At 64.7% G+C, this 2,552-nt stretch carries 3 protein-coding genes; 1 reads left to right on the forward strand and 2 read right to left on the reverse strand.

Annotated features, from left to right (window positions below; genetic code table 11):
* Nucleotides 1–93: 93 nt before the first annotated feature.
* Nucleotides 94–615, reverse strand: coding sequence for a hypothetical protein (locus ACWEK3_RS42265; RefSeq protein WP_453252258.1), 522 nt, complete (start codon nucleotides 613–615; stop codon nucleotides 94–96).
* Between the two features lie 179 nt (nucleotides 616–794).
* Nucleotides 795–1,436: a TRADD-N-associated membrane domain-containing protein gene (locus ACWEK3_RS42270; RefSeq protein WP_453252259.1), complete on the reverse strand. Its 642-nt coding sequence runs from the start codon at nucleotides 1,434–1,436 to the stop codon at nucleotides 795–797.
* A gap of 471 nt (nucleotides 1,437–1,907) precedes the next feature.
* On the opposite strand from ACWEK3_RS42270, the gene ACWEK3_RS42275 reads away from it, so the two are divergent.
* A complete protein-coding gene (locus ACWEK3_RS42275; protein WP_453252260.1) occupies nucleotides 1,908–2,405 on the forward strand; it encodes a hypothetical protein in 498 nt (165 codons plus the stop codon).
* The last annotated feature ends 147 nt before the right edge of the window (nucleotides 2,406–2,552 follow it).

Here is a 2,552-nt window from a genome sequence, read left to right on the forward strand (position 1 = left end):
GACACCTCGAAGCGTGAAGAACGGCCGTCCTGCTGTCCCGGGAACGAACCAAGATCAGCGGGTCAGGTGAACCGCCGAGGTTAAACATCAAGCTCAGCTCTCCGCTTCCTCGCGCCCTCGCCGCTGCTCCTCTCTCAGGTGACGCTCCCACCACCAATCAGCCACCGGAGCGACCGGCGAGTTGAGGAGTCGGAAAAGCGGGAAGATCGCCACGGTCGCCGCTCCTACGCCGACACTCACAAGCAACCCTTGAGCCTCGCTCGAATTGGCCGGATGCGTCGGGTCCACCAACCAGGCAAGAGAGATCACCGTGACAACAGCTTGGGCGACCATGACCAACGCCCAATACACGCCAAAGAGGAAGCGCAACTCCGTCTTCAGCGCCCCGATGCTGTACCTCGGAAAAGCATCCGCCGTGAACCGGTCAATTGCCTCTCGCCGCTCCTCGTCGGTCATATCTCGTACAGAGCGCTTAATAGCCAGCAAGGACTCAAGGCCGCTCTGCACCCAGCCCTGAATGGCTTGCTGATACGCGGACACCTCCAGCGCCGCAGCGATGAGAATCACCGGAGCGACAACCGCAGTTGTGGTGGCGAAGGACTCGGTCATCTGCATGACCCCAGCCTGCCCAACGTCTGCCCGGCACACGCCTTGGCAGAGACGAGTTGCAGGGTGCACGGCCAGCGTCCGAGTTGCGGCCCGGAACTAATGCAACAACACAAGGAGCTCACACCTCGCATGCGCGGCGTCTGACGGGCGTCAGCGCCTGAACGTCACGACGAAGGACTCTCCGACTACTGCTGCGGCAGCGCTGCGTTGGAGCCGAGCGCCGACACAGAGTCGACCGGCTTCAGCACACCACCCAGCTCAGGCAACTTGGCGGCGGAGAATTTCAGGATCAGCGCGGCTTGCAGATGAGCCCTGAGAGCCGGATCCTCAACCTCTCCCAGCAGCCGGACCGCCAGACCGGCGTCCCGCTCCACCTTCATGTCCTGCCGGAGCAACTGGGTCTGTGACTCCATATGCTTCAGGGCCAAGTCAGCCCGGCGATGGAATAGGGTCCCAATCGCGGTCGTCAGTAGACCTGCCACACTCGCCGTGATCGAGGCGTACTGCGGGCCGTTGGTATCCGCCGTGAAGATGGCCAGGGCAACCCCGACGATCAGTACGAGGCCACCCAGCGCCGAGCACGACAAGGTCACACTGAAGCTGCGGCGCGCCTGTACGAGACCAAACGCATAGAAGTCGACAAGAAGCTTTGTGAACTGGTCCTGCTCGTGATCAAGCAGGCCCTGCGCCAGACGATCTCGCTCGTTCTGGACCTCCTCACGCATCCGCTTGTATTGGGCCTGACTTCCGTAAATCGTGACGCCAGACCCGATGACTATGCCAACCGCCGCAACTACCAGGTTGGTGTGAATGCTGTCGAGGTCCACAAGATCACCATGCCAGTTCCCCTGCGTTCCAGCCTGCACTCTCGGCCAAACCGTTACATAGAGCTCCCCCGAGCCCCTGACCAGTCATCACCCGAGTCACGCGCGCGTGAGGGGTGAGCCCGCCGCGGCCCGCCCTTCACCGCCACGGACAAGGAGCGACTCCGTCAACTCCGCAGGACCGTCATCACGAACCAGGCGCAGCGCCTCAGGCTCTCCGTCATCGTTACCAGGGGTGCCGACGCGGCGACCCCCCTTGCAGACGCACCTTCACGCTCCTGGCGTCGGCCGCCAAGGCCCTGACGGCCGAGTGCCACATCCCGGAACACTTCCGCAGGCCTGCCGAGGCTCTACCGAGGATCGAAGCAAAGTCACCGGTCAAGAGGAGCATCCATCCCATTTTGCACTAGTACAAAATGGGCGTGCCTGTGGACGGGACGGCGCCTGCGCCGGATCACGGAGCGGTACCGGCGGTTGCCCGCGCCGTTCCGCAGGCCAACGCCCGAGCCGCAATGGAGCGACCTGGCGACGCGTCGGCTGGCCGAACAGGCCTGGCTGAAGCAGGCGTTCCGGCTGATCGCCCAGCCGCCGGACCTCGACGCCACCGGCCGCGGCGAGCTGAGCCGGCTCCTCCAGGTGCAGGCGCCGCCCGCCGCGTTCATCGACGCGCTGGGAGAGGCGGCCGTCGACTACAGCGTGCCGGAGGCGGAACTCACCGACTGGCTCGGGAACCCCGAGTTCACCCCTTACCCGGCACTTGCCCAGTCGCTGCTGCTGAGGCTGGACAGCACGCGGTTGAAGCGCCCGGTGTTCCTGGACGTCATCGCGTTCAACTACGAGAACTCGCCGGTAAGGCGGTCGCCGCGTCTACTGGAGGACGTGGACACGGCCGTACTGGAGGCGGCCGTGGTTGAGGGCTGGAACGTCCGGTATGGGGAGGCAGCGTCGGAGTTCGGCGAGTTGTTGGAGTGATGGTGGCGCTGATGCACAGGAAGTCGGACTGGCCGACTTCCTGTGCCACCCGGCTAGCCCCAAGGCCGTGAAGTTATGGGCCTGGCGGGGTTGTCCAGGGGGCCGTGGGCGGCGGTTTCGGCGGACATGAGGAGCGGAGCCCCGGTA

This window comes from Streptomyces sp. NPDC004721, from assembly GCF_053601495.1.

Coding starts and splice junctions, on each gene's coding strand:
- ACWEK3_RS42265 (WP_453252258.1), bottom strand. CDS start 615: ATGCAGATGACCGAGTCCTTCGCCACCACAACTGCGGTTGTCGCTCCG.